This is a genomic window from Vibrio sp. 1727, assembly GCF_033344415.1.
Classification (GTDB): Bacteria; Pseudomonadota; Gammaproteobacteria; order Enterobacterales; family Vibrionaceae; genus Vibrio; species Vibrio alginolyticus.
In genome coordinates this window covers 1-603 of sequence record NZ_JAWPOT010000432.1, presented here as the reverse complement: position 1 = coordinate 603, position 603 = coordinate 1, and the positions used below count along the sequence as shown (strand labels likewise).

1 protein-coding gene is annotated in these 603 nt (G+C 47.4%); it reads right to left on the bottom strand.

Translation table 11 applies throughout. The features are described from left to right. Positions 1-603: 4-hydroxy-tetrahydrodipicolinate reductase (gene dapB / locus R8O10_RS26175; RefSeq protein ID WP_318192091.1), on the bottom strand; the 603-nt coding region annotated here is incomplete at both ends.

The following is a 603-nucleotide window of genomic DNA, read 5'->3' as shown; positions in this document are numbered from 1 at the left end:
GGTATAAAAGCCCGCCGGCTTGGAATGTAGCCACACAGCAGCCTTCACGGCACCATTAGCAAAAGTCATGCGGTCCGTCGCTTTGTGCGTTATTTCGACTCGCTCACCAATATCAGCAAACATTGCTGTGTGCTCGCCGACAATGTCACCTGCACGAATGGTTGCAAAACCGATTTCATCTTTAGTACGCTCACCAGTAATGCCTTCACGCGCATACACCGCAACATCACTTAACTTGTTGCCCATAGCGCCAGCAATCGCCTCTCCCATACCAATCGCAGTACCTGACGGAGCATCAACTTTATGGCGGTGATGAGCTTCGACAATCTCGACATCGCAGTAATCACCCATTACTTTTGCAGCTTTCTCAAGCAACTTAAATACTAGGTTCACACCAACAGAGTAGTTAGGAGCCATCACAACAGGTACGTGCTTCGCAACTGCATCAATCAGTGCTCGCTCTTCTTCACTAAAGCCAGTGGTACCAATTACGATAGACTTCCCATGCTGTTTACATAACTCTAAGTTCGCTAACGTACTTACTGGAGCGGTAAAGTCGATAACAACATCAAAATTGTCGACCTCTTTCTCTAGGTCATCGGT